General features: G+C 74.4%; 20 protein-coding genes. 8 read left to right on the top strand and 12 right to left on the bottom strand.

Going from position 1 to position 18,939, the window contains the following annotated elements; translation table 11 throughout:
• Window positions 1–196: 196 nt before the first annotated feature.
• Both I4I81_RS27110 and I4I81_RS27105 read right to left on the bottom strand, forming a co-directional pair.
• On the bottom strand, window positions 197–931 hold the full coding sequence (locus I4I81_RS27110) for a phosphoglyceromutase (protein WP_218605135.1): 735 nt from the start codon (window positions 929–931) through the stop codon (window positions 197–199).
• Between the two features lie 6 nt (window positions 932–937).
• On the bottom strand, window positions 938–1,432 hold the full coding sequence (locus tag I4I81_RS27105) for a MarR family winged helix-turn-helix transcriptional regulator (protein ID WP_226363599.1): 495 nt from the start codon (window positions 1,430–1,432) through the stop codon (window positions 938–940).
• Window positions 1,433–1,504: 72 nt separating this feature from the next.
• Between I4I81_RS27105 and I4I81_RS27100 the strand changes: the two genes are divergently transcribed.
• The gene (locus tag I4I81_RS27100) at window positions 1,505–2,011 is read left to right on the top strand and encodes a VOC family protein (protein ID WP_218605133.1); all 507 of its coding nucleotides are present in this window, start codon (window positions 1,505–1,507) and stop codon (window positions 2,009–2,011) included.
• On the opposite strand, the gene I4I81_RS27095 is transcribed toward I4I81_RS27100, so the two are convergent.
• Window positions 1,960–2,463, bottom strand: coding sequence for a MarR family winged helix-turn-helix transcriptional regulator (locus I4I81_RS27095; RefSeq protein ID WP_225924710.1), 504 nt, complete (start codon window positions 2,461–2,463; stop codon window positions 1,960–1,962). The genes I4I81_RS27100 and I4I81_RS27095 overlap by 52 nt on opposite strands.
• A 165-nt stretch (window positions 2,464–2,628) precedes the next feature.
• Between I4I81_RS27095 and I4I81_RS27090 the strand changes: the two genes are divergently transcribed.
• Entirely contained in the window at window positions 2,629–3,177 is a 549-nt protein-coding gene (locus I4I81_RS27090) for a dihydrofolate reductase family protein (protein WP_218605132.1), read from the top strand.
• A gap of 651 nt (window positions 3,178–3,828) precedes the next feature.
• Here the strand turns inward: I4I81_RS27090 and I4I81_RS27085 are convergent.
• The gene (locus tag I4I81_RS27085; RefSeq protein ID WP_218605131.1) at window positions 3,829–4,374 is read right to left on the bottom strand and encodes a dihydrofolate reductase family protein; all 546 of its coding nucleotides are present in this window, start codon (window positions 4,372–4,374) and stop codon (window positions 3,829–3,831) included.
• A gap of 55 nt (window positions 4,375–4,429) precedes the next feature.
• On the opposite strand from I4I81_RS27085, the gene I4I81_RS27080 reads away from it, so the two are divergent.
• Together I4I81_RS27080 and I4I81_RS27075 are read left to right on the top strand one after the other, a co-directional pair.
• Window positions 4,430–4,636: a hypothetical protein gene (locus tag I4I81_RS27080; protein ID WP_218605129.1), complete on the top strand. Its 207-nt coding sequence runs from the start codon at window positions 4,430–4,432 to the stop codon at window positions 4,634–4,636.
• A gap of 338 nt (window positions 4,637–4,974) precedes the next feature.
• A complete protein-coding gene (locus I4I81_RS27075; protein WP_218605128.1) occupies window positions 4,975–5,115 on the top strand; it encodes a hypothetical protein in 141 nt (46 codons plus the stop codon).
• Between the two features lie 193 nt (window positions 5,116–5,308).
• Here the strand turns inward: I4I81_RS27075 and I4I81_RS27070 are convergent, their stop codons facing one another.
• From I4I81_RS27070 to I4I81_RS27040, 7 genes are all read right to left on the bottom strand, one after another.
• Window positions 5,309–6,880, bottom strand: a complete 1,572-nt coding sequence (locus I4I81_RS27070; protein ID WP_218605127.1) for an AMP-binding protein — start codon at window positions 6,878–6,880, stop codon at window positions 5,309–5,311.
• Between the two features lie 300 nt (window positions 6,881–7,180).
• Entirely contained in the window at window positions 7,181–7,516 is a 336-nt protein-coding gene (locus I4I81_RS27065; protein ID WP_218616426.1) for a hypothetical protein, read from the bottom strand.
• Between the two features lie 56 nt (window positions 7,517–7,572).
• Window positions 7,573–8,475, bottom strand: coding sequence for a DUF4349 domain-containing protein (locus I4I81_RS27060; protein WP_218605959.1), 903 nt, complete (start codon window positions 8,473–8,475; stop codon window positions 7,573–7,575).
• Between the two features lie 105 nt (window positions 8,476–8,580).
• Window positions 8,581–9,039: a type III secretion system chaperone family protein gene (locus tag I4I81_RS27055; RefSeq protein WP_372453709.1), complete on the bottom strand. Its 459-nt coding sequence runs from the start codon at window positions 9,037–9,039 to the stop codon at window positions 8,581–8,583.
• A 20-nt stretch (window positions 9,040–9,059) separates the two neighbouring features.
• A complete protein-coding gene (gene mshA / locus I4I81_RS27050) occupies window positions 9,060–10,343 on the bottom strand; it encodes a D-inositol-3-phosphate glycosyltransferase (RefSeq protein ID WP_226363598.1) in 1,284 nt (427 codons plus the stop codon).
• Between the two features lie 22 nt (window positions 10,344–10,365).
• Window positions 10,366–13,194, bottom strand: a complete 2,829-nt coding sequence (locus I4I81_RS27045; protein ID WP_218616425.1) for a sacsin N-terminal ATP-binding-like domain-containing protein — start codon at window positions 13,192–13,194, stop codon at window positions 10,366–10,368.
• Window positions 13,191–13,973: a DUF3027 domain-containing protein gene (locus I4I81_RS27040; RefSeq protein ID WP_226363597.1), complete on the bottom strand. Its 783-nt coding sequence runs from the start codon at window positions 13,971–13,973 to the stop codon at window positions 13,191–13,193. Before I4I81_RS27040 ends, I4I81_RS27045 begins: the two co-directional genes overlap by 4 nt.
• A gap of 27 nt (window positions 13,974–14,000) precedes the next feature.
• Between I4I81_RS27040 and I4I81_RS27035 the strand changes: the two genes are divergently transcribed.
• The 3 genes from I4I81_RS27035 to I4I81_RS27025 all read left to right on the top strand — a co-directional run bounded on the left by I4I81_RS27035 (window position 14,001) and on the right by I4I81_RS27025 (window position 17,125).
• Window positions 14,001–14,771: a glutaminyl-peptide cyclotransferase gene (locus I4I81_RS27035; protein WP_218616424.1), complete on the top strand. Its 771-nt coding sequence runs from the start codon at window positions 14,001–14,003 to the stop codon at window positions 14,769–14,771.
• 71 nt (window positions 14,772–14,842) lie between these two features.
• Entirely contained in the window at window positions 14,843–16,651 is a 1,809-nt protein-coding gene (locus tag I4I81_RS27030; RefSeq protein WP_218616423.1) for an MFS transporter, read from the top strand.
• Between the two features lie 9 nt (window positions 16,652–16,660).
• On the top strand, window positions 16,661–17,125 hold the full coding sequence (locus I4I81_RS27025) for a DUF2771 family protein (protein ID WP_218604862.1): 465 nt from the start codon (window positions 16,661–16,663) through the stop codon (window positions 17,123–17,125).
• Window positions 17,126–17,128: 3 nt separating this feature from the next.
• Here the strand turns inward: I4I81_RS27025 and I4I81_RS27020 are convergent, their stop codons facing one another.
• A complete protein-coding gene (locus I4I81_RS27020; protein WP_218604864.1) occupies window positions 17,129–17,515 on the bottom strand; it encodes a cold-shock protein in 387 nt (128 codons plus the stop codon).
• A 220-nt stretch (window positions 17,516–17,735) separates the two neighbouring features.
• On the opposite strand from I4I81_RS27020, the gene I4I81_RS27015 reads away from it, so the two are divergent.
• Window positions 17,736–18,914, top strand: coding sequence for a cytochrome P450 (locus I4I81_RS27015; RefSeq protein WP_218604861.1), 1,179 nt, complete (start codon window positions 17,736–17,738; stop codon window positions 18,912–18,914).
• Window positions 18,915–18,939: the final 25 nt, after the last annotated feature.

Genomic DNA, 18,939 nt, shown 5'->3' with positions numbered 1-18,939 from the left:
TCGTAGGCAGCCGGAGGGCGGCATTGGCCAGCCCAGGACCCCGGTCGTGACCGCGGTGACGTCCGGGAACGGCACATTTCGGCCCGCGTTCACACCGCGTTCACTACATCGGCCGTCCGCCCCCCGATTGCAGTACAGCCACCTTCCCGCAACGAGATGGCGGGAAGGTGGCTGTGCTGCAACGGCGGGACGGGCGTCAGCGCCCCTGCGACGCCACCGCGGCCGCGGCGTCGGCCGCAGCCTGCGGGTCGAGGTACGTGCCTCCGGGGACCGTGGGGCGCATGTCGTCGTCGAGGTCGTAGCGCAGCGGCATGCCCGTGGGAATGTTGAGCCCGGCGATGTCGGCGTCGGAGATCCCGTCGAGGTGCTTGACGAGCGCGCGCAGCGAGTTGCCGTGCGCGGCGAGGAGCACCACCTTCCCGGCCCGCAGGTCCGACACCACCTCGGACTCCCAGTACGGCAGGAAGCGCGTCACGACGTCCAGGAGGCACTCGGTGCGCGGAACGGTGATCCCGGCGTAGCGGGGGTCGCCGCTCTGGTCGAACTCGGAACCGACCTCGATCTCCGGCGGCGGCGTGTCGTAGGAGCGGCGCCAGAGCATGAACTGCTCCTCGCCGAACTCCGCGAGCGTCTGCTTCTTGTCCTTGCCCTGCAGCGCGCCGTAGTGGCGCTCGTTGAGCCGCCAGTCGCGCTTGACCGGGATCCAGTGCCGGTCGCACGCGTCGAGCGCGAGGTGGGCGGTGGAGATCGCGCGGCGCATCAGCGAGGTGTGCACCACGTCGGGCAGCAGCCCGGCCTCTCGCAGCAGCTCACCGCCACGGCGGGCCTCCTGCTCACCGGTCTCGGTGAGCGGCACGTCCACCCAGCCCGTGAAGAGGTTCTCGGCGTTCCACGCGCTCTGCCCGTGACGGAGCAGCACCAGGGTTCCCATGGGAGATCACTCTGCCAGCCGGGCCTCCCGGCCGGGCCACGTGGTCGGCGCATCGAGGCCGTCCAGGATCGTCCGGCCGATCTCGCGGAGCTGGCCCACCTGCTCGGGGCTGAGCCGGTCGAAGACGTGCGTGCGCACCGTGGCGACGTGGCCAGGAGCGGCGGCGGCGAGGACGTCGAACCCGGCGTCGGTGAGGCGGGCGAGCGTGCTGCGCCGGTCGTCGGGGCATGGGATGCGGCGGACCCAGCCGTTGCCCTCCAGCCGCGACACCGCGTGCGAGAGCCGGCTCTGCGAACTCTGCGTCATGACGGCCAGGTCGCTCATCCGCAGCGTGCGGCCGGGCACGTCGGAGAGCATCGCCAGGATCAGGTAGTAGGCGTGCGGCAGGCCGGCGTCGCGCTGGAGCTGGCGGTCGAGCGCCGCGTCCAGGAGCGTGGAAGCCGCCTGGAACGTCAGCCACGCGTCGAGCTGGTCCTCGGTGAGCCACCCGTCGTCCGTCACACGGCGCAGCGTAGCCGAAGACAGTTGAACTTTCATGTGTTAATGTATGAGCGTTCAATCAAAGGAGATCCGATGCCCGTCCAGCGCCTCAACCACGCCGTCCTCTACGTCCGTGACCTCGACACCAGCGTCACCTTCTACCAGCAGGTCCTGGGATTCCGCACCGTCGCCGGCGTCCCCGGGCGAGCCGCGTTCCTACAGGCCGAGGCGTCGACCAACGACCACGACCTGGGCCTGTTCGCGATCGGCGCGCAGGCGGGGGCCTCCGGTGCGGGCCGGAGCACGGTGGGGCTCTACCACCTGGCCTGGGAGGTCGACACCCTCGGCGAGCTGCGGCGTATCGCCGGCGTGCTGCGCGAGCACGGCGCGCTCGTCGGCGCGTCCGACCACGGCAGCACCAAGGCGCTCTACGCCCACGACCCCGACGGCATCGAGTTCGAGGTGAGCTGGCTGGTGCCGGCCGCACTGCTGGACGGGGACGCGACCATGCGCACGGCGGCGCTGGACATCGACGCGGAGATCGCCCGCTACGGGGCCGACACCCGCGGCGGCGTGGGCGTGTCGGTCCCGGTCGGCTGAGCGACCCCGGCGGCGCGCAGCTGGCGACTCAGGTCGTCGAGGGTGCGCCGCAGCTCGGCGATGTCGTCGTGGGTCAGCCCGGTGGCCAGGCCGACCCGGCGCTGGATGTCGGGCACCCGCTCACGCAGCTCCCGACCCGCCGCGGTGAGCGACACGAGCACCGATCGCTCGTCGGTCTCCTGGCGGCGCCGGTCGACGAAGCCGGCGGCCTCCAGCCGCTTGAGCAGCGGCGAGAGCGTGCCGGTCTCCAGCTGCAGGGCCGCGCCGATCGAGGTGACCGTGGCCTCCTCGCGCTCCCAGAGCACGAGCATCACGAGGTACTGCGGATAGGTGATGCCGACGGCGTCGAGCTGAGGGCGGTAGCAGCTGATCATCGCCCGGGACGCGGCGTACAGCGAGAAGCACAGCTGCTCGTCGAGGTTCATCGACCACGCGGATTCCGACTGCGCCATCGACCTACTGTAGGCGCGCCCGCCGGGTCCGACGCCCGAACCCTCGGCACGACAGGGACTATGCGTCCGTTCGGCGGTATCGATTCGCCCTTTCAGTTCACTGTAGGCACCGATGAGTTCCCCCTCGCCGGACGGTCCATCCCCTCGACGACCCAGGAGGACCACATGGCCACGACCCTGTACTCCGCGACGATGTCGCTCGACGGCTTCATCGCCGGCCCAGACGGCGACATGTCGTGGCTGACCGAGCACCTGACCGGCGGGAACCCGACCGCGGAGCGCCTGCTGGCCGGGGTCGGCGCCATCCTGGCCGGCCGCACCACCTACGGCGGCGACGACCCCAACCGCGGCACCGAGAAGGAGGGGGCGTTCGGCGGCGCCTACCACGGCCCGGTGGTCGTCCTGACCCACCGTCCGCCCGCCGACCCACCACCGGACGTCGTGTTCTGCACCGACCTCCACGACGCCGTCGCGCGGGCGTGCGGGGCGGCGGGCGAGGGCTACGTCAACGTCCTCGGCGCCGACGTCGCCCGGCAGTGCGTCGCGGCCGGCCTGCTCGACGAGGTGCTGGTGTTCGTCGCCCCGGTTCTGCTCGGCGACGGCGTCCGCCTGTTCCACCACCCGGGAGGTGCGCAGGTCCGGCTCGAACGGCTCCCGGGCGAGACGGAGCACTGGTACCGCGTGCTGCGCCGGGGCGGCGCCGACGCTGCCTAGATTGGCCCGGATGCCGGCATGATCACGGTGTCGGCCCACCATGAGCTGGTGCTCGACGACGGCCGCCGGGTGCACCTGCTCGACGACCGCGGCTGGGCTCGACCGAGCGGTGGGCCGGGACGTCGGAGGAGGACGTGCGGGAGACCTCTCGGCGGAGGACATGGCGACGGGGCGCTGGACGACCCTGCGGAACGTCGCCCTGCGCCATGGCGTCACCGTCGAGGTGGACGAACTGAGGCGGCTGCCGCACGACGTCGTGCTCGGCCCGGACGTGGGCCCGTCGGTCCGGCCGTCGACGTCGGCTGCGGCACCGGCATGTCGTCGCAGGCGGTCCGGGGCGGTCGCAGCCGGGTTGCGGTTCGTCGGGGCCGAGGAGCTCGGCCACGAGGTGCCCATGACGGCCGACACCCTGACCCGCTACCTCCTGAGCCAGAGCAGCGCGACCAGCGCGATCGACTCCGGCCGCACCACGACGGACGCCCCGCACCTCGGGCTCCGGGCCGGGATCGGGCGACGGATGCCCGGCGGCCCGGTGTCGGCGCGGTCACGGGCACGGCCTGGTGCTGCCGCCGGTCGGCCTGACGACCGCCGGGAGGAGGTCCGACCGACCTGGGCACGGGCCGCCTCGCGTACGCCGAGGTGCGGCGCGGCCTACGTCCGCACGCGGAAGCGGAGCATCGTCACGGAACCCGACTGCGTGGTGCCGAACGGTTCCAGGTCGATCCTGCCGAGGCCCGGGGCCGAGAACCGCACGCCGTCACCGAGCAGCACCGGCAGGACGTAGACCAGGATCTCGTCGACGAGTCCCCGCTGCAGGCACTGACCGGCCACGTCGGCACCGAGGATCTCCAGGTCCTTCCCGCCCGCGGAGGCCCGCGCCGTGGCGACGGCCTCCGCGAGATCGCAGGTGAGGAACGTGACGCCGGGCTCCGGCTCGTCCGGCGGCCGGTGCGTCAGGACGAACACCGGTCCCCCGTCGTACTCGGCGCCCTCGGGAGGGGACATCCGCTTGGCGACCTCGTGGGTGCGCCGGCCGACGAGCATGGCGCCGGTGGCCTGCACGACCTCGGGGAACAGGTCGTTCCCGAAGTGCTCGAACATCCAGTCCATCACGTCGTCGGGGCCGGCGATGAAGCCGTCCAACGACATCGCCCTGTTCACCACGACCTTGCCCGGGCCCGCATCCGCATCGCTCATGCCGGTACTGACACGGAGTGGGGCACGAACTCATCGGTGACGCGGGCCGCAGGTCGTGGACCCGCGCGTCGTGGTCAACCCGGCGCAGGCGCGGCAACTGCTCGCAGCGGTGACCTACGTCGGGGGCCGGCGGCGTCAGGACCAGGACCGTGGTCGGCGGCTGCACGCGTTCTCCGCCCGCATCCACTACGCCGGTCTGCGACCCGGAGAGGTCCAGTTGCCGCGGGAGGCGGACTGCGCGTTGCCCGCCTCGGGTTGGTGAGCTGGTGCTCACGGGTTCGCGCTCGGAGGTCAGCGCCGGCTACTACGCACCGCGGGGGAAGCGGCACCACGAGCGTCCGTTGAAGCGCCGTGCGGGGGACGAGGTACGACCGGTGCCGATCCCGCCCGCACTCGTCGAGATCCCGCGCGCGCACCTGGCGGAGTTCCGGACGACGCGGGACGGTCGGCCGTTCTCCGGCATCGAGTCGGGCGAGAACGCGCCGGGCTCGGTCTACTCCCGGGTGTGGGAGCAGGCCCGGGCGATCGGCTCAGCCCCGCGCAGGAGGCGTCCCCGCTCGCCCGACGTCCGTACCTCCGCCACGCCGCTCTGTCGAGCTGGTGGGCCGCGGGGGTCCGCCCACCGAGGTGGCCGAGCGCGCGGAGAACTCCGTCAGGGTGCTGTCGACGGTCTACGCGACGTGTCTGGACGGGCGGCGTTCGGCCTACAACGACCGCATCACGACGCTGCTCGACGGATGAGGGCGGGAACGGCAGAGGCCCCGGCGGTCCACGGTGACAGTTCCACTGTGGACGCCGGGGCCTCTCCGCGTTCCGTACCGGTCCCGTGGACAACCCCGGATCACCCGGCACTACGCCGTTCCCTCACCGAGGGGGAGCGGGAGCGGTCGGGCGTTCGTGCTGGTCAGGGCCTCGTTCCGGCTGGTCCGCCGTCTCAGGCGTTGGCGGCTTCCCGAGCGCGGAGGTCCTTGCGCAGGATCTTGCCGCTGGCCGACTTCGGGATCTCGTCGATGAACTCGACCACGCGCACCTTCTTGTGCGGGGCGATGCGCTCCGCGACGAAGGCCATGACCTCGTCGGCGGTGATCTCGGCGCCCTGCTGCGTCACGATGAACGCCTTCGGCACCTCCTCGCCCTCGGCGTCCTTCACCCCGATGACGGCGGCGTCGGCGATCTTCGCGTTCGTCAGCAGCAGGGCCTCCAGCTCGGCGGGCGGCACCTGGTAGCCCTTGTACTTGATCAGCTCCTTGACGCGGTCGACGATCGAGAAGACGCCCTCCTCGGTGACCTCCGCGACGTCGCCGGTGTGCAGGTAGCCCTCGTCGTCGAGCGTGGCGGCGGTGGCCTCGGGGTTGTTGAGGTAGCCGACCATCACGTTGGGACCCTTGACCCACAGCTCGCCGCGGCCGCCGGGGCCGACCTCCTCGCCGGTCTCCGGGTCGACGAGCTTGCACTCGATGTTGGGCAGCGCGAAGCCCGAGGAGTTCAGGTCGAGATCGGCGCGGTCGTCGGGCATGCAGTGACTGACGGGCGAGAGCTCCGTCATCCCGTAGCCCTGCAGGACGGTGCAGCCCAGCCGCTTGCCCATCGCGTGCCCGAGCTCGGCGTCGAGCGGGGCGGCGCCGGAGAAGATGATGTCGATGCAGGACAGGTCGTACTGGTCGACGATCGGGTGCTTGGCCAGCGCGACGGCCACCGGCGGCGCGATGTAGACGCGCTGGATCTGGTACTCGGAGATGATCCGCAGGAACTCCGGCAGGTCGAACTTCGGCATCGTGATCACCGTGGCGTTCGCATGCAGGCCCTGGTTCATCATCACGGTCATGCCGTAGATGTGGAAGAACGGCAGGACCGCGAGGATCTTCGTCTCGCCGGTGACGGTGCCCATCTGCTGGATCTGCAGCAGGTTCGCCACCAGGTTGCGGTGCGTCAGGATGACGCCCTTGGCCAGGCCCGTGGTGCCGGAGGAGTACGGGAGCACCGCGGTGTCGGTGGCCACGACGTCGGCGGCGGGCACGTCGGCGGTGCTGCCGAGCAGGTCGCGCAGCGAGGGGTAGCCCTCCGCGCCGTCCAGCACGATGATCGAGTCGGCCGGCAGGCCCGCCTGCTCGACGGCCGCGGCCGCGCGCTCGAGGAACGGCGATGCGGTGAACAGCAGCTTCGCGCCGGAGTCCTTGAGCTGGTGGGCGAGCTCGCCGGGGCTGTAGAGCGAGTTGGCGCTGGTGACGATCGCGTTGGCGCGCAGGATGCCGTGGAACACCGCCGCGTAGTACGGCGTGTTCGGGGAGAAGATGCCGACGACGTCACCCTTGGTGATGCCCCGCTCGGCCAGCGCCGCCGCGATCCGCTCCGACATCCCGCGGAGCTCGGCGAAGGAGATCGACGCACCCGAGCCGCCGTCGATCAGGGCGGGCTCGGCGTCGCGGCCACCGAAATCGGTGAACAGGAAGTCGAACAGGGAGATCTCCGGGATCTCGACGTCCGGGTACGGGCTGCGAACGGGCATTGCTGCACTCCCTCGGGCACACCCGGGCGGACCTGCTCCGGCGGGCACCCCACTCTAGGTCTCGGACAGAACACCCGAACGGGGTAACCCGAAGGGGTTGTCGCGGCCGTCACTCACTGTCATCGTGGCGCGATCGGCCGGGCGGGCCACCCACCCGCCCCGGCCGTCCGGGTGGTGCCCCCGCGCCACCCGACGCCTCCGGGCGTGCGGAGCCCCCGACCGCACGGCCGCGGCGGCACGGCGCGGGGTGGGCCGAGTTCCTGACTCCCCCTCATGACCCGGACCACTCCGCGCCCCCGCTCAGCCGGGCGGCAGCACCGCGCCGGGGGTCGCGGGCGCCTCGATCGACGGGAACCCGCCGCCCAACTGCTCCAGCGCGGCCTGGGCGCGGCCGAGCTGCACGTACCCGTAGATCACCACGGCGATGAACAGCAGGCTGGCCAACGACGTGAGGACGTAGGCGGTGCCCCGCAGTGCCGTCATCGCGGTGCCGTCGCGCGGCGGGATGATGATCGTCTTGGTGCGGGTCTGCACGGGCGGGGCGGCCCGGGTGAACGGCTGCGACGGGTGCCCGTAGGGATCCCGGGGCCTGCGCTGCGGCGGTATGCCGGACTGCTGCTGGTACATGTCGGTCACGGGACCCCCGTCGTCGTTGTGCGATGACCGTCCTGTCGCAGCGTGTGGACCAGGCGTTACGTCGCCGGGGTGGAGCGTCGGCGCCGTCGCACCAGCAGCCACGCGAGCCCCGCCGGCAGTGCGACGACCGGGACGAACGGCAGGAGAAACCCGAGCACCGTCCCGACGCCGGTGCCCAGCGCCAGCAGCCCCTCCCAGCCCGCCGCCAGGCCCGGCCCGAACCCGGCGGCCGACGGCGGCTCGTCGTCGGCACCGACGTGGGGGACGCGCAGGTCGACGGTCAGGGTGGAGAACGCGACCTGGTCGCGCACCGCGGCGAGCCGCCCGGTCAGCGAGTCCAGCTCGGCCTCGCGGGACGTCAGCTCCGACTCGATCGCGACGACCTCGCCGATCGTCGTGGCCTCGGCGAGCAGCGCCCGGACGCGCGCGACGCTCGCCTGCTGGCTCGCGACCCGCGCGTCGAGGTCGACGACCTGCTCCGTCGCGTCGACGACCGACGAGGACCGGTCGGTGACCTCGCCGACCGCCCCGACGGCGTCGAGCACGCGGTCCAGAGCGTCGGCGGGCACCCGCAGCACGACGGAGCCTCCGTGGTCACCGGAGCGCTCCTCCGCGACGAACCCGCCCGCCGCGACGGCCGCCGCCCGCACGTCCCGCACCCCGGCGACGGCGTCCGCCACCTCGACGGTGACCTCCGCGGTCCGTACGAGCGAGCGTTCCACCGCACCGACGGGCACCCCCGGCGCCGCCGGCGCGACCGACGGTGCCGCCGCCGACTCGTCCGCCAGCCCGCCGGACCGCTCGGGGGCCGGCTCGGCGAACCCGATCGACGGGGCCGAGGACACCGACGCCGAGTCCCCCGACGCCGACCCTCCGCCGCCCCCGTCGACGAGCACCACCGCGAGACCGGCCAGCACCAGCAGCGCGGTCGCCACCGCGACCACCACCCTGCGCGACACCCGTCGAGCCACCCTGATCGCCTCCTCGGCACCCGGATCCGTTCCGGGACTCCCACCGCAGGGACGGGGCCGGCGCCGCGACCGGTTGGCCGGACCAGGTCACGATCAGGTGAAGAGGTGCTCGAACGCCTTCAGGTTGGCCGTGGACTCGCCGCGCTCGGAGCGCCAGGCGTGCTCGCGGCGGATCGAGCTCGCGAAGCCGAGCTCGAGGAGGGTGTTGAAGTCGCCGTCGGCGGCCTCCAGCACCTGGCCGAGCACCCGGTCGACCTCGTCGGTCGTGACGGCGTGCAGCGCGATGCGGCCGGTGAGGTGGATGTCGCCGATGCGGTCGATCGTGTAGTGCACGCCGTAGAGACGGGCGTTGCGCTGCAGCAGGAACCGGTAGACCGCCTCGAACTCCTCGTCGGGGCGGCGGCACACGAACGCCTGCACGAAGACGGCGTGGTCGCGGACGACGAGCCAGCAGTGCGTCTGCAGCCGGGCGGTGCCGGGCAGCGTGACGAGGAACTGCCCGGGCTCGCGCTGGTGGTGGTCGACCTCCAGCTCGGCGAGGGCGGCGGCGATGAGGTCGGCGGGGCTGGCACTCACAGGGCGATCATCCCCGCGGGCACTCCCTGGCGCTCGCCGAACTCCGCGGCCGCGCCCGCGTAGGTCTCCAGCAGCGACTCCGTGGTGCGGTCCCAGGAGAACCGCCGGGCGTGGACGACCGCGCCCGCGCCGAGGTCGTCGCGCCGGGCCAGGCCCGCCCGCAGCGCGTCGGCCCACTGGCCGGAGCCGTGCCCGGGCACCAGCAGCCCGGACCGCCCCTCCGCGACGGCCACCGGCAGGCCGCCGACCCGCGCCGCGACGACGGGCGTGCCGCACGCCTGCGCCTCCAGCGCGACGAGGCCGAACGACTCGTTGTGACTGGGCACGGCGACGAGGTCGGCGGCGCGGTAGACGTCGACGAGCCCGTGCCCGCGCTGCGGCGGCAGGAAGCGCACGACGTCGGTGATGCCCAGGGACGCGGCGAGTGCCTGCAGCGAGGTCGGCGCGGCCAGCCCGCTGCCCGACGGCCCGCCCGCGACGAGGACGACGAGCCGCGCGCGCAGCGCCGGATCGCGCCGGAGCATCTCGGCGGCGGCGCGGAGCAGGACGTCGGGGGCCTTCAGCGGCTGGATCCGGCCGACGAACGCGAGCACGACGGCGTCGGGGGCGAGGCCGAGAGCATGGCGGGAGGCGGCGCGGTCGCCCGGGACGAACCGGTCGAGGTCGACGCCGGGCGGGATCGTGACGACGCGGCGCGGGTCGGCCCCGTACAGCTCGATCAGCTCGCGGGCCTCGGAGTCGGTGTTGCCGATCAGGCGGTCGGCCTCGGCGACGACCTGGTCCTCGCCGATGACGCGCACCATCGGCTCGGGCGGGTCGCCCTCGGCGAGCGCGGCGTTCTTGACGCGCGCGAGCGTGTGGGCGCTGTGCACGAGCGGCACGCCCCAGCGGTCGCGGGCCAGCCAGCCGACCTGCCCGGAGAGCCAGTAGTGCGAGTGCACGACGTCGTAGTAACCGGGGTCGTGGCGGGCCTCGGTGCGCAGCACGCCCGCGGTGAACGCGCACAGCTGGCTGGGCAGGTCGTTCTTCCCCAACCCCTCGAACGGCCCGGCCGCGATGTGGCGCACCAGCACCCCGGGGGCCAGCTCCACGACCGGTGGGTGCTCCGAGGACGTGGCCCGGGTGAAGATCTCCACCTCGACGCCGCGCTCCGCCATCCGGCGGGCGGTCTCGACGATGTAGACGTTCATGCCCCCCGCGTCGCCCGTGCCCGGCTGCTCCAGCGGCGAGGTGTGCACGGACAGCACGCTGACGCGGCGGGGCCGGCGCTGGAGGGTCACGCTTCTGTCTAGCACGTGTCGTTCACTCCGCAAGTAGTGCGAGTAGGGCCCGGAGGGGGTCATCGGCGTGCCAGCCGCCCACCCCGTCGGGCCAGGCCGGAACCCGGAAACGGCCGGTGACGGGCCGGGTGACCCGCACCCACAGCTCGTCGTGGAGGATCACCGATCCACCGGGGACGGCGACGCCGAGCGTGTGGCACGCCACCACGACCTCGGCGACGTCGGCCCAGTCGACGGCCTTCCCCGCCCCCTCGACGACTCCGGCCACGATGTCGGTGGCGAGCGGGAGGTCGAGCAGGTCGGCGAGCAGTGCGGGGTCGCCCCCGGCCACCAGTTCCCCGGCCGGGAGGACGGAGGCGGGCCACGGGGCGTCGAGCACCACGGCGACGTCGACGGACACGACCGAGCCGTCGAGCGCGCGGACGTTCTCCGGCGCGTCGAGATCGGCCGGGTCGACACGCCCGGCGGCGACGGCGTCGGTCAGCGCGATGTGCGCGTCGGCGACCAGCGCGACGTCCGGGTGCCGATCGGGGTCGGCGAGGCGGTCGAGCAGGTCGGTGGCCCCACGGGCGTCGGCGACGACCAGATCGGCGCGGACACCGGCGGCGAGCCACACACCCTCCGCCGGCGAGTCCCCACCCTCCCGTGAGTCGCTGTTCCCCCGCCCCCGGGTCGCCGGTTCCGGGACCTGGTCGTAGAGAGCCGCGATCCCGTGCGCCGACGGGAGCCGCCAGTGATCGGGGCGGCGACCGTCGAGTCGGGCATGTCGGGCCAGCCACCAGGCGGTGTAACCGCCGCTCAGAGCTTCACGGGTCTCGCGGCCGGCGCCGAGCAGGGCGAGCGCGGCGGACCAGGCGTCGTCGTCGACGAGGTCGAGGTCGCGCACCGCCACCAGCCGCCGCGGGGGCTCGGGCAGCGAGTCCCACCAGCGCTCCTCGTCATCGAGGTCGTGGTCGGGGCCGGTCGGCTCCTCGTCGACGACGAGCGCGAACCCGTCCAGCACGCCGACGGCGACGAGCGCGGCGCGGTCGGCCCACGGCGCGTCGACGACGCCCAGCGGCGGGTCGTCGCCGAGCAGCGGGGCGAGCGCGGCGTCGGGGAGCATCAGCTCGTCGGCGCGGGCCGGGAGGCCGTCGTCGGCGGGCAGGGCGAGCGCACCGCAGCCGTCGACGGTGCCCACCTGCGCCACGAGCGCGAGCACCGCCTCGGCGAGCGGGCGGACGTCGAGCCCGGCGTCGGCGTCGTCCAGGGAGCTCTCGACGGCGGCGAGCAGCGCGGGGTGCTCCAGCAGCGTGCGGGCGTCGGCCGTGGTGGCGCCGAGGCGCGCGAGCAGCGGGTGCACGGCGTCGGGGTGGGCTAGGTGCAGGCCGGGCAGCGACACCCCGAACGCGACGCCCGACGGGAGCAGCACCGTCGGCGGACCGAGCGCGACGCGGCCGTCGGCGAGCGGGACGGGGAGCGCGCGCAGGTCCTCGGAGAGCCCGGGGACGACGCCGACCAGCGGCGCGAGTGCGGCGTAGAGGGACTTCCACCAGGTCGGCGGGCGGTCGACGCCGGTGAGCCGCTCGACGAGACCGGCCGCGGACAGACGCTCGACGTCGAGTGCGACGGGCGGCGGGGCGGCGGTCAGGTCGGCGAACCCGAGGAGGGCGAGGAGATCGCCCGGGTCGGGGAGGTCGAGCCACCGCGCCCGCGCCGGGACCAGGTCCGAGCCGTCGGCTCCGGGGAGCCACGCGGTGCGGCGCAGCGCCTCGACGATCCCCTCGCGCAGCCGGCCGTCGAGCGGGGAGCGCGGGAAACCGGGCTCCGGGACGAGCGCGGCCCGCTCGGCGGGCGGGGTCGCGCGGACGAGGTCGAGATAGGCGTCGACGGCCCCGGCGAGCACCGCGTCGGTTCCGGGGCCGGTGCGGGCGCGGCGGCGGTCGGGCTCCATCGGGACGGTCGCGACGAGCCGCGCGGGCAGCCCGAGGCGCTCGCCGGTGGCGGTCGGGGCGTACAGGACCTCGTCGTCGATCAGCGCACGGTCGAGCGGGAGGGCCCAGGTGGCCGACCAGTCCCGGCGTCCGCGCTGCTCGACGGCCCCGTCCGCGTCCCGCTCCAACCGCCCGGTTCGCCCGGCCAGGCGCCACCGGTCGTCGCGGGACCCGGCGTCGACGCGGGTGGCGATCGTCGCCACGTCGCCGTCGTCGGCGCGGGTCACGACGGTGCCGCCGACGGTGATCTCGACCAGGTCGGGCAGGGCGAGCAGCAGGTCCGCGGCCTCGGCGGCGGCCGACGCGAGCAGCGCACCCCCGTCGACGCCGGGACGCAGCGGCATCCGGACCTCGGTGTCGAGACCGGGTTCCCCGTCCACCGGCCAGGCCAGGCGCAGCACCGGCGGCTCGTCGCGGCGGGCCAGCTCGGCGACGACGGCGGGCAGGTCCGCGACGGCGTCGATGGTGCGGGCGGCGGAGAACGCGATCCCGCCTGTCCTCGAGAGGACGCGGGGCGCGTCGGTGACGGCGAGGACCGCGGCGAACCCGACCCCGAACCGGCCGACGGAGTCGGTGTCGCGCTTGGCCGAGGCCCGCAGCGACGCGAGAGCGGCGACCCCGGCGGCGTCCAGCGGGGTGCCGGTGTTGGCGACGCGCAGTTCGCCGTCGACCAGGGCCACCACGATCCGGCCCGGCACCCCCGCGGCGCGCGCGGCGTCGGCGGCGTTCTGGGCGAGCTCGACGAACCACGCGTCGGCGTAGCCACCGAGGCAGAGGTCCTCCTCGGCGTTGGCGTCCTCGCGGAAGCGCGTCGGTGAGGACGCCCAGGCGTCGAGGACCGCGGCCCGCAGCGATGCGGTGCCGAACGGGTCGTTCACGAGGTGGCGACCGGCTCCAGGTCGACGCCGTCGTCGTAGACCAGCTCGGCGACCATGACGGGCGAGCCGGCCTCGACCACCACGTCGGAGTGCGCGCCGCAGCCGAACCCGACGGCCACGACCGCGCCGTCGGCGGGGGCGTACTCGTTGCCGCACACGCCGAACGCGCCCCGCATCGAGCCGGCGAGGGACAGGAAGAACCCGCAGGTCCCGCACGATCCGGGGGCCGCCTTGGCCATGTCGGTACCCGGGCCGTGCGGGCCCTCGAACCAGCGCTCGGCCGCCGAGTCGCGACCGGCGCGGGAGAGCACCTTGGTGCGACCCAGCCCGACCTCGACCGCGATCTGCACGTCGAGGTCGGCGTCGTCGACCGCGACGTAACCGGGCACGAGGCGCTCGTCGTCGTCGGCTGCGGGGAGGAGGTCACCGACACCCAGGTCGCCGGGACGGACCCGCTCCTGCCACGGCACCCAGGCGGGCGCGGTGACCGCGTCGGTGCCGGGCAGCAGCACGACCTCGCACACGGTGATCGGGCCGTCGTCCTCGCCCTCGGGGGCCGCGACGGTGACCGACCAGCGCCAGCCCCGGTACCCGCCGTGGCGGGCGGCGAAGAAGTGGGTGAGCGTGCCCGGGTCCTCGACCACGGCCTCGAGGTGCTCGCCGACGGCCGACTCGGCGCTCGCGCGCCCCAGATCGGTGGTGGCGTCCTCGACGGCGGCGGCCCTGGCCAGCTCGACGGCGTGAACGAGCCGGGCGGGAGGGGTGGATTCGGCGCTCACCGCGGTGATTGTGCCACCCTGCCGACCATGACGTCCGGGCGCGCGCTCGTGTTCGCCACCGTGCTGGCGATGGCGGGCTGCGCGGCGGCCGTCCCCGCCGACGCGGTGCCGGTGCTGCGGCCCGAGGTCCTCGCCGAGATCCCGCACGACCCGTCGGCGTTCACACAGGGGTTCGAGATCGCCGACGGCGTGGTGTACGAGGGGACGGGGCTGGTCGGGGGCTCGCAGCTGCGCGAGCTGGACCCCGCCACCGGGGACGTGCGCCGGGCGGTCCCGCTACCGGACGGGGTGTTCGGCGAGGGGATCACCGTCGTCGGCGACCGGATCTGGCAGCTCACCTGGCGCGACGGCGTCGCCTACGAGTGGGACCGGGCGTCGCTGACGATGCTGCGGTCCGTACCGCTGACCGGCGAGGGCTGGGGGCTGTGCCACGACGGCGGGCGCCTCGTCCGCTCCGACGGAACCGCCCTGCTGCGCTTCCACGACCCGGCGACGTTCGCCGAGACCGGCTCCGTGACCGTCACCGAGGGCGGGGTGCCGGTGACGCGGCTCAACGAGCTCGAGTGCGTCGACGGGCAGGTGTACGCGAACATCTGGCGGACCGACCGGATCGTGCGGATCGACCCGTCGGACGGGCGGGTGACGGCGGAGGTGGACGCGAGCGGCCTGCTCGACCCCGCCCGTCGCGCGGACGCCGACGTCCTCAACGGCATCGCCGACGCGGGGGGCGGGGAGCTGCTGCTGACGGGCAAGCTCTGGCCGTCGACCTTCCGCGTCCGCCTGGTCCCCACCCCCTGACCCGCGAGTTCGCCGCCGCCGCCCGACCCCCGGGCACGCCACGCGGGCGACGCCCTCCCCGGGGTGTACGGATGCGTCAGAATGGGGACGTGGCGCGCTCCGGTTTCTCCTTCCTCCGCGGCCGCAACGCGTCCCGGAAGCCCGCACCCCGCCCGGCCGGCGGCCCGCGGCCGACCGCGCAGTTCCCGTCGCCGCAGCCCACCGCGCACCCGCCGACGGCCCCGTTCCCGGCCGCCCCCCGACCGGCCGGCCAGCACCCGACCGCCGGGCACCCCACGACCGAGCAGCCCTCGACGGCGTCCCACGACGACCGGTACGTCCCCCGCCGCCGCTACCCCTGGCACGACGACCCCGGCTACGACCCGGCCGCCCACCGCCGCACCCCGCCGCCCGCGCCGTCGTGGACCCCTGGGGCTCCGCCCGTCCCGCCGCAGTCCTGGACCCCCGGTCCGCCCGACGCCCGCGGCAAGGTGCTCTGGACCGAGGCCGGACCGCCGCCGGTCGCGGAGGCGGCGCCCGAGCCCGAGCCTCCGGCCGCGGTCGAGATGCCGCGCAAGCTCACCGTCACCCGGGTCGCGGCGATGCGCAGCCGCCAGATCACCGGCAACGGCATCCGGGCGTTCCAGCGCGCCGCCAGCGCCGACGGGGCCGACCGCTCCGGCCTCACCGCGCTCACCTACGCCACGATGATGACCTACGCCGTCGACGCCGCGGTGGCGGTCGCGCTGGCCAACACCCTGTTCTTCGCCGCAGCGAAGGCCGAGAGCGTCACCAACGTCGCGCTCTACCTCGCCATCACCGTGGCCCCGTTCGCGGTGGTCGCGCCGGTGATCGGCCCGCTGCTCGACCGCCTGCAACGCGGCCGCCGCGCCGCGCTCGCGGTCTCCTTCGGCGGGCGCGCGGTCCTCGCCGTCGTCATGGCCCTCAACTACGACAACTGGGGCCTCTACCCGGCCGCGCTCGGCGTCATGGTGCTGAGCAAGACCTACCACGTGCTCAAGTCCGCGGTCACGCCCCGCGTGCTCCCCACCAGGATCACCCTGGCGACGACGAACTCGCGCCTCACCACGTTCGGGCTGGTCGCGGGCGGGGTGTTCGGCGGTATCGCGGCCGGCATCGCGGCGCTGGCCGGCTCCCCGGGGGCGCTGTTCTTCACCGCTGCGCTCGCCGTCGCCGGCACGCTGCTCTGCCTGCGGATCCCGCGCTGGGTGGAGTCGACGGCGGGCGAGGTGCCCGCGGCCCTGCGCAGCACGCAGCGCGGGAGGCGGCAGCCCGTCAGCCGCGGGGTCGTGGTCGCGCTGTGGGGCAACGGGTCGATGCGGTTCCTGACGGGCTTCCTCACGCTGTTCGTCGCGTTCACCGTGCGGGCGCAGGCCGGTGACGACCCGACACAGCAGCTGTTCCTCATCGGGATCGTCGGCGCGGCGGCCGGGATCGGGTCGTTCAGCGGCAACGCGGCCGGGTCGCGACAGCGGTTCGACAAGATCGACACGGTGGTCGTCGGCTGCATCGCGGTGGCCGTGGCGTCGGCGGTCGTGGCCGCCGTCCTGCCCGGCATCGCGACGGCCGCGATCGTCGCGCTGGTGGCGTCCACCTGCAGCGCGCTGGCCAAGGTCTGCCTCGACGCGGTGATCCAGCGCGACCTGCCCGAGGAGTCGCGGGCGTCGGCGTTCGGCCGGTCGGAGACGGTCCTGCAGCTCGCGTGGGTCTTCGGCGGCGCGCTCGGTGTGCTGCTGCCGCACGACACCTACGGGCTCGGGTTCGTCGTCGCCTCGGCGATGGTCGCGATCGGCGGCGTGCAGACGGCCCTGATCGCCCGCGGACACAGCATCCTGCCGTTCCTGGCGCCGCGCTCGGAGCCCGCCCGCACCCGTACGTAGGGTGACGGCGTGCGCCGCGTACTCGCCCTGGCCCTCGCCGTCCCGCTGCTGGCCGCGTGCGGGACGGACGCCCCGCCCGAGGTGACCTTCGCCGCCGGGGCACAGTCGGCCGTCGCCGCACCCACCCAGTACTGCCAGGACGACTTCGTGACCTGTACCAACGACGCGAACGCCCCCGTCACGCTGCCGGTGCCGCCGGGCACGCCGGTGCTCGTCACGGTGCCGACGGCCGTGTCCGACACCCCGTGGCAGATCGTGTTCACCTACCGCGACGGCGCGGGCGAGCAGCTCGACGAGCGCACGACGGTGTTCGCGCCGCAGGCCCGGGAGAGCTACTCCCTCGAGCTCCCCGCGGACGCCCGCCTGCTCACCGCGCAGGTGCAGCAGTACGGGCCGCCCCCGGAGATCGACGAGGCGACCGGCGAGATCGTGTTCCCGATCCGGTCGAGCTGGGTGCTGACGGTCGCGGGCTGAGGATCAGCCGTCGAGGTCGCGCGCCACGGCCCGGACGACCTCGGCCGCGAGCTTCGCGATCTTGCGCTCCGGGTAGCGGCCGCGGCGCAGGTCGGGCTGCACCTTCGTGTCCAGCAACCGGATCATGTCCTCGATCAGGCTGTGCAGGTCCTCGGCGGGGCGGCGCGCGGCCTCCACGACCGACGGCGGCGCATCCACCAGCTTCACCTGCAGCGCCTGCGGGCCGCGCCGGCCCTCCGCCATCCCGAACTCGACGCGCTGCCCCGGCTTGAGCGACTCCACCCCGGCGGGCAGCGCGGCCTTGCGGACGTAGACGTCCTCGCCGCCGTCCTGCGCGAGGAAGCCGAAGCCCTTGTCGGCGTCGTACCACTTGACCCTGCCGCTCGGCACCTGGACCCACCCGTTCCTCATCGTCGCGTTCCTCGCGCACCGCGCCTTCGCGGATGCACGACGAACGCGCCCCTGATGCCTGGGCCGCCTTCTGGGCCCACCTGACGACACCGGGACGCGCCCGTCCACCTTAGCCCCGCGACACCCGTCCGTGCAGCCGCTGATCAGCGTCGGTGGGACCACTGTTCCGCACCGCGGTCCCCGCGACGACGATGAGCCGGTGCCCGACACCGCCGCACGTCACGAGCGCAGGCTGCTGCTCGCCTCCCGACCGGCACTGGCCGCGCTGCTCATCGGCGGCCGCCTCGCCGTCCCGATCCGGCGGGTGCCGCGGCTGGGCTGGGTCAGCGCGGACCCGCGGATCGCCCGGGAGATCCTCACCGACCACCGCTCCTTCACCCTCCTCGGCGAGGGCGGGGTCGGGCACCTGTGGGCTCAGGTCCTGGGCGACTGGGTGTACGACCTCTTCGACGGGCCGGGCCACCACGACCTGCGCACCCGCGCCCGGGACCTGTTCACCGAGGCGACGGCCGCGCGACTGGTGAGCGGCGCGTGGTCGCGGCGGCTCGCGACCGCCCGGGCCGACCTGGCGTCCGGCGCACCCGTGGACGTCGCCGACCTCGGCCGCGTGCTCGTCGGACGGATGCTGGCGTCGCTGCTCGGGCTGGGCGACCTCGACGACGCCGAGGCCCGCACGCTGTTCGTCACCGGCGAGCGGCTCGCGGCCACCGCACTGGGCAGCGCAGCCGACACCGCCCTCACCCCGGAGGCGGTGGCCGGGGCGAAGGCGATCGTCGACGACCTGACGCGCGGCGTCCCCGACGCCTGGCGCGACGCCCCGCCGGAGACGCTGCTCGGCCGCTGCCGCGAGCTGGGCCTCGGGTTGCGGGAGACGACCGGGCTCGCGGCGCTGCTGATGGTGGCCGGGACCGAGACCGCGGCCTCGGCGATGGCGCGCACCGTGGCGCTGCTGCACGACACCGGGGACCAGCACCGCCTGCTCGCCGACCCCACCCGGCTCCCCGACGCCGTCCGCGAGGGTCTGCGGGTGACGACCCCGGCCCCGGTGATCGGCCGGTCGGTGAAGCGTGACGTCACCGTGGCCGGGCGGCGGCTGCGCGCGGGCGAGCGCGTCCTGCTGCTGACCTGGACGGCCAACACCGCTCCCGGCGGCTTCGACCTCGACCGCCCCTACCTGCCCGACAACCGCAGGCTCTGGTTCGGCGCCGGCCGCCACCTCTGCCTGGGCGCGGCACTGGCGCAGGCGGAGGTGGGGGCGATGGTGGAGACGGTGACGGCCGCCGGCCGCCCCTGGACGGTGGAACGCCGCAGGCCGGCCCGCAGAGCCCTGATCCCCGCCTACGCGGAGCTGCGGGTGCGGCTCCCCCACCTGCAGTAAAGCCACTGTGCTGCCGTCTCGTGGC

It is taken from the genome of Pseudonocardia abyssalis (assembly GCF_019263705.2).
Classification (GTDB): domain Bacteria; phylum Actinomycetota; class Actinomycetes; order Mycobacteriales; family Pseudonocardiaceae; genus Pseudonocardia; species Pseudonocardia abyssalis.
This window is presented reverse-complemented; position numbering and strand designations above follow the sequence as displayed.

Excerpts from the sequence above, each read along its gene's own strand:
- I4I81_RS27035 (WP_218616424.1), top strand. The coding sequence starts at position 14,001 with ATGACGTCCGGGCGCGCGCTCGTGTTCGCCACCGTGCTGGCGATGGCG.
- I4I81_RS27100 (WP_218605133.1), top strand. The coding sequence starts at position 1,505 with ATGCCCGTCCAGCGCCTCAACCACGCCGTCCTCTACGTCCGTGACCTC.
- I4I81_RS27110 (WP_218605135.1), bottom strand. The coding sequence starts at position 931 with ATGGGAACCCTGGTGCTGCTCCGTCACGGGCAGAGCGCGTGGAACGCC.
- I4I81_RS27085 (WP_218605131.1), bottom strand. The coding sequence starts at position 4,374 with ATGAGCGATGCGGATGCGGGCCCGGGCAAGGTCGTGGTGAACAGGGCG.
- I4I81_RS27030 (WP_218616423.1), top strand. The coding sequence starts at position 14,843 with ATGCGTCAGAATGGGGACGTGGCGCGCTCCGGTTTCTCCTTCCTCCGC.
- I4I81_RS27090 (WP_218605132.1), top strand. The coding sequence starts at position 2,629 with ATGGCCACGACCCTGTACTCCGCGACGATGTCGCTCGACGGCTTCATC.
- I4I81_RS27070 (WP_218605127.1), bottom strand. The coding sequence starts at position 6,880 with ATGCCCGTTCGCAGCCCGTACCCGGACGTCGAGATCCCGGAGATCTCC.
- I4I81_RS27095 (WP_225924710.1), bottom strand. The coding sequence starts at position 2,463 with ATGGCGCAGTCGGAATCCGCGTGGTCGATGAACCTCGACGAGCAGCTG.